The 5,567-nt window shown below is 28.3% G+C and carries 6 protein-coding genes and 1 pseudogene; 1 reads left to right on the top strand and 6 read right to left on the bottom strand.

What is annotated here, in order from left to right; translation table 11 throughout:
• Positions 1-53: 53 nt before the first annotated feature.
• From Q0V24_RS16810 to Q0V24_RS16795, 4 genes and pseudogenes are all read right to left on the bottom strand, one after another.
• Positions 54-224, bottom strand: a pseudogene (locus Q0V24_RS16810) (transposase); the annotation flags it as partial.
• 148 nt (positions 225-372) lie between these two features.
• Positions 373-558: a hypothetical protein gene (locus Q0V24_RS16805; RefSeq protein WP_297523286.1), complete on the bottom strand. Its 186-nt coding sequence runs from the start codon at positions 556-558 to the stop codon at positions 373-375.
• A 228-nt stretch (positions 559-786) separates the two neighbouring features.
• Positions 787-1,659: a hypothetical protein gene (locus Q0V24_RS16800; RefSeq protein WP_297523285.1), complete on the bottom strand. Its 873-nt coding sequence runs from the start codon at positions 1,657-1,659 to the stop codon at positions 787-789.
• A gap of 159 nt (positions 1,660-1,818) precedes the next feature.
• A complete protein-coding gene (locus tag Q0V24_RS16795) occupies positions 1,819-3,084 on the bottom strand; it encodes a radical SAM protein (protein WP_297523283.1) in 1,266 nt (421 codons plus the stop codon).
• A 584-nt stretch (positions 3,085-3,668) separates the two neighbouring features.
• Here Q0V24_RS16795 and Q0V24_RS16790 point away from each other — a divergent pair.
• The gene (locus tag Q0V24_RS16790) at positions 3,669-4,118 is read left to right on the top strand and encodes a hypothetical protein (protein ID WP_297523282.1); all 450 of its coding nucleotides are present in this window, start codon (positions 3,669-3,671) and stop codon (positions 4,116-4,118) included.
• Positions 4,119-4,144: 26 nt separating this feature from the next.
• Here the strand turns inward: Q0V24_RS16790 and Q0V24_RS16785 are convergent, their stop codons facing one another.
• On the bottom strand, positions 4,145-4,633 hold the full coding sequence (locus Q0V24_RS16785; protein ID WP_297523280.1) for an FtsX-like permease family protein: 489 nt from the start codon (positions 4,631-4,633) through the stop codon (positions 4,145-4,147).
• 241 nt (positions 4,634-4,874) lie between these two features.
• Positions 4,875-5,567 (bottom strand): hypothetical protein (locus Q0V24_RS16780; protein WP_366938326.1); only part of this gene is annotated, 693 nt, incomplete at its 5' end.

The raw sequence follows: 5,567 nt of genomic DNA, 5'->3' as shown, positions 1-5,567 counted from the left end.
TTATAAGCCTTTAGCATACTTTCACCTCCTTATTTTTCACCTTGAGTTTCTATATCATGATTCCATTCCTCCAAAGTTATTAGATATTTAGGTGCTATATTTTCAAATATTTCTTTCAATCTTTTAGATATATCATCATCAATAACCTTTCTTCGGTATTTAACAACCAGTACAAGATGATAATTCAATCTAAATACTGAATGATTATTTGTATAAAAGTCCAAGCTATCACCTCATTATTATTATTACTACTGATGAAATATTAACAAAAACAAAAAGCATAGTCAACAGGAAATATTTATCGTGTTGCTACGCCTTCGTCGATTCATCTCACCACTTAGCTAAAGCTTGAAGTGGGAGAATTCTCTCAAATTAAGTTAAATTTGTTATATATACCTCATCTAATATTCTTTTCATTGCATGTCCTATTAAACCTATAAAATCAAAACTAACTTTCCCAATATATGTTTTATAAATTACTCCTAATATAAAATTAAAACCTATTTTCAACTCTTCACCTATGTATGTTTTTGCTATTAAAACTAGCAATATACCCACTATATAACTTGTAATACCTGCTTTTAATGTATCTTTTAAAATTTGAATTATAGATTGTTTAAAAGTTTTTTTATGACTTGCTAAGTCTACTAGATTACTACCTATACTAAACCCTGCTCCAAATGCTAATCCATTTTTTATACTACTAAGCTTAAATTTAGAGAATATACTTGTATTACTTTTTAATAAATTATGTGGTTTAACAACTTCAACCTCTTCATTATTATTTTAAACTTCTATTTTTTCTAAATTTAAATTTGTCATATCAATTTCTTCTTCGTTTATATTTTCTTCTTCGTTTATATTTTCTTTTTCTACATTATTTGAATTTGATTTATAAGTATTATTTATTATATAAATTATTGATAAGAACTTAGGAAATAAAGCTACCCCTATTACTAACATAAGTCCTCCTACTATAATCATAACCCCCGCAACAAACACTAAAGCAATTATTGGGTCTACAAATATCATAAACACTCCAAAAAATATTCCAATTACAATGACTCCACCTAAAAGTGAAACTGGAAGCATTATCAATGCTGTTCTTAAAAACACTTTAAAGTTTTTAAATAAACATCCCCATGACTTTGTTATTGATTCTTTAAAAGTCCCACCATCACAAAGTATACAAACCCCTATAATACCTTGAATATATATTATGATTGATACAATTACTATAAATGTAGCAATTCCACCTAATACAGCTAATGAACCCACACTCACCTCTGGCATTGTAAACATTAAATATATAAGTGGTAATAACATCATAACTAAAACTATTTGTCCTATTATTTTATTAATTGCAAATACACCTATGGCACCTGATAATTGCTTTGAGCTTGGTAAACTAGCCTTATATGATGCATTTGTTTTTTTATTTATTATGTGTTTAATTATCATAATAGTTGTTGGTATTATGATAGCCCCACCTACTATATTTACTGACATCATTCCATATATATTTCCACCTAATATAGAATTGAAAATAAGTCCTATCACAACTTGTATTGTTATTCCTATAGCTAAAAATCCATAAACATTACTTTTGAACCCCTTAATAGATTCACCTGCTTGTTTTTTTATCACTTTGTATTCCAAAAATTTCATCCCCCTGTTTTCTTTTGTTTTTCTTTATTATCTACCTATAACTATGGAATATCACCTTTTTTTACCAAACATTAATAAATCTTACTAAAACTTAATCATCTTTACATTTAAAAAGACACTCCAAAGTTCTTGCAGTGTCCTAAATTTTTATTATATTTTTATACTTTCATTTATTTTATACTTTTTGACCCATTCACACTCTGGCTTTTCAGTTCTATATATATTTATAGCCCTTGCCATGCATCCATTACAGACCTCTTTTTTCTCACAATTTTTGCAAGTATCTAAATTAACTGATGGTGCTATTGCAAATCTAAAATTATCTAACTTTTTCTTTGAAAATATATCCAAATAATTATCAGTATCGATATTTCCTACAATACCTTCATCATTTAAAAATAGACATACTCTAACATTTCCTGATGCTCCATTTATAGCAAATGTTCTCCACCCTGCTCCACAGTTTAATTCCTTGTTAGCTATAACTGCTTCTATAGTTTTATAATTTGCTAAAAATAATTTATCATCTTTATATTTTTCAAGTTTTCCTACTAATATTTCTTTCAAAGTACTTTCACCTTTGTTACACCCTTTACAACTTGCTCTTCCAAAAGAAGAAACTGTAGATGTTGCAAAAGAATCTACATTTATTGCCTTACAAAGTTTAAAAACTTCCTCTATATCATCTACATTGTCATATGTCACAGTACTAGCTACTCTTACAATAGCTCCATATTTTTTTAAATACTTCACAGCATTAACAGCTCTATCAAATGAACCTTTCATATTTCTAAATTCATCATGATATTCTTTTATGCCATCTATACTTATTTGTACTGCCATATTATCAAAACTTGCTATATATTTTGCAAGCTCTTCATCATTTCCAATAATGTATCCATTACTTATGACTGCAACTAAATTAAACTTATCTGCTGCAAACTTTAAAACCTCTTTAAAATTCGGATGTGTTGTGCACTCTCCACCTGTTATCTCTAGTACCTTAACTCCGTTATCCCAGAGTTTATTCATTAGTTCTATCATAGCCTTATAGCTTCTTTTCTCTAATTTCTCTGGTGATGCACTAACATAGCAATGCTTACACCTAAAATTACAGTAGTCTGTTATCTCTATACTTGTATGAAGAGGATTATAACTTTCAAAATTTCCTGTTAAAAAAAGTCTATCACTACATTCTTCTTCACTATCTTTAAATTCTATAACCTTGATACCTACAAGCCCTTTTGCCCCATTATCTGCAAGTAATGAAAATGGAATTCTAAGCTTTGATATTATTTCTCCATGAGTTGTTTTACCATCACAAAGACATAAATATCTAGCCATTAATGGATTTACTTTCCATTGCTCAAAAATACTAAGACCAAGCTTACTTTTTCCTACTGTATTATCTTTCACTATATGAAACAAACTACAATCCTTTGCTGTTAGGTGGAGTTGATAATTGTAGTTTATAATTGGATACTTATTTTTCATTATGGTTGCGGTATATTAGGTGCAAAAGCTGCAAAGGCACCTGCTATTGATAAGGCTGCATCAACAGCTACTAAAGCTACTGCGGCTGCTCCAAAATTTAATCCACCACACAATGCACATGCTCCACAAGCTCCACAGCCCCCACATACACCGCATACTGAACAGTTAGCTCCAAGAGCTGCTTTTATTGGCTCTGGAATTATTGTTGTTCCAAGACTTCCAAAATCTAAAACACAATTATATCCCTATTGCTTGAGTACAATTTATTTCTAAAAGTGGTGTGCTAGAAAAGAGTATATATATAAAACCTTAACCATTTGTAACATCATATTTATAGTTATATCCCCAAACTTAAAATGTGTAAGCTCATGTAAAAATACAAACTCAATTAATTAATTTTAATAAAAAAAGGTTTTTCCTCCCTACTTATCGAAATATAACATATAACATATTTTTACATTAAGAGGTGGCAAATGCTTTATAAAAAACTCGATATAAATAATTTAATGTCAATTTATAAAAATCAACAAATAACTATGGAAGCTATAATGTTACTTCCTAAAATGAGTATATATCTACCAACCTATTATATGATTCCTTTCACTGCTGATAATGGTCTTAATGTTTTTTACAATAATGGACTTGCTATTACAGTATTCAAAATTTATAAGACTAATAATTCTTCACTTCTAAAGTGTGATATGTTTAATGGTTTTTGGGATCTTTCTGATCGAAGTGATAAAATTAATTTTAAAGATACTTTATATAAAGGTGAACTTCCATTTATAGAAGTTAAGAGAACTATTGAACTACAATTAGAAAACTTAATAATTTTTGAAATGGGTTCAAGAAAAGCTGATAAAGATTTTACAAATTTACTTGCTAGTAATATTAGACTTTTAAAAGAATCTATTTCTGACTATTATTCTATAGCAAAAAGAGACTGTATCTATTAGTTAACTACTATACAATCTCTTCTCTTTTACTTTGCTCTAAAAATTTCTTTAAAGTACTTTCTTCTACTTATAAAGTAGAAAATAGTTTGAATTATAATTCCTACAAATAATACTGCTAGGAATCCACTAACTAAAACAGATTTTAATGTTTCATCTGCAATATTAGAACTCATAAGCATTAGATAATAATACCCCATAATTCCACCCATAAATATTGGTACAAAGAATATTATAAGCATTTCTTTGCTAAGAACTTTTTTAATTTCCTTAGTTGTTGAACCTATTCTCTCTAATGATTTAATTCTATCTGCCTCTTCATCTATGTCTGCAATTATTTTATAGTATAAAACTATCCCATTAGCACCAAGGAATAAAAGTCCTATGAATACTAATATAAAGTATAATATTCCACTTTCTTTTAATCCATCTTCAACTTCCGCTTCTATATATAAGGGCTGAGCTCTTTCTTTTTCATATGAATCTTCGCTAAAAGCCTCATTACCAACCCAGTACATATCATCAAGTCCATTTATTTCTTTTAATTCAGATTTTAATACATCATATAATTTTTCTAGATTCTGCCCATTAATAAGATGCTTATATCATCTTCAATTAATAATACTTTCATTCTACACTTAATTTTACAATATTTACTAATTTTAATTTTATCAATAGTTAAATTTTTTTACTATTGATATAAAGTTAAATAAAAAAAGAATTTTTGCATTACTACAAAAATTCTTTTATATCTTTTATCTATTTACTTTTTGGTTTTATTGCAAGTGATATAGCTGAAAATATAGCTATTATAGCACTACCAATTAAAAGACCCTTTCTTTTAATTTCAATAATTGAATTAAGCTCATTTTGTGCATCATCACTGTTTTGCTCACTATTTCCTGCTGTACTTTGCACAATACTTTGCTTTGCTTTTGCTTTACTAGTTTCTTGTTTCTTACTTGTATTTACTTCTGGTTTAATCTCATTTACACTATTTTTATTTATATCCTGTAAATCCACCTTTTTAGAAATAATATTACTTGTATTTACTGAAACTACACCAACTTCATGTATTATATTTTTGTTTTTTATCTTACTATTTCTCTTTTTAACACTTTCATCTCTGTTATCTTCTTTTCTACTACATTTTAATGCACTATTTTCAGATATTACATCTACATTAACCTTAGTGCATTTATCCGTACAATTACCACCTAATTTATCATTTTCACTATTTACTGTTTCATCAGATTTAATTACTGGTTTCTCTGGTTCTGGTTTTACATCCGGCTTGATTATTGGTTTCTCCGGCTCTGGTTTTACATCCGGCTTGATTATTGGTTTCTCCGGCTCTGGTTTTATATCCGGCTTGATTATTGGTTTCTCCGGCTCTAGTTTTATATCCGGCTTGATTATTGGTTTCTCCGGCTCTAGTTTTATATCCGGCTT

The organism is uncultured Clostridium sp. (assembly GCF_947039605.1).
Taxonomy (GTDB): Bacteria; Bacillota; Clostridia; order Clostridiales; family Clostridiaceae; genus Sarcina.
Note: the sequence above shows the minus strand (reverse complement) of the source record. Positions and strands in the feature narration are given on the sequence as shown.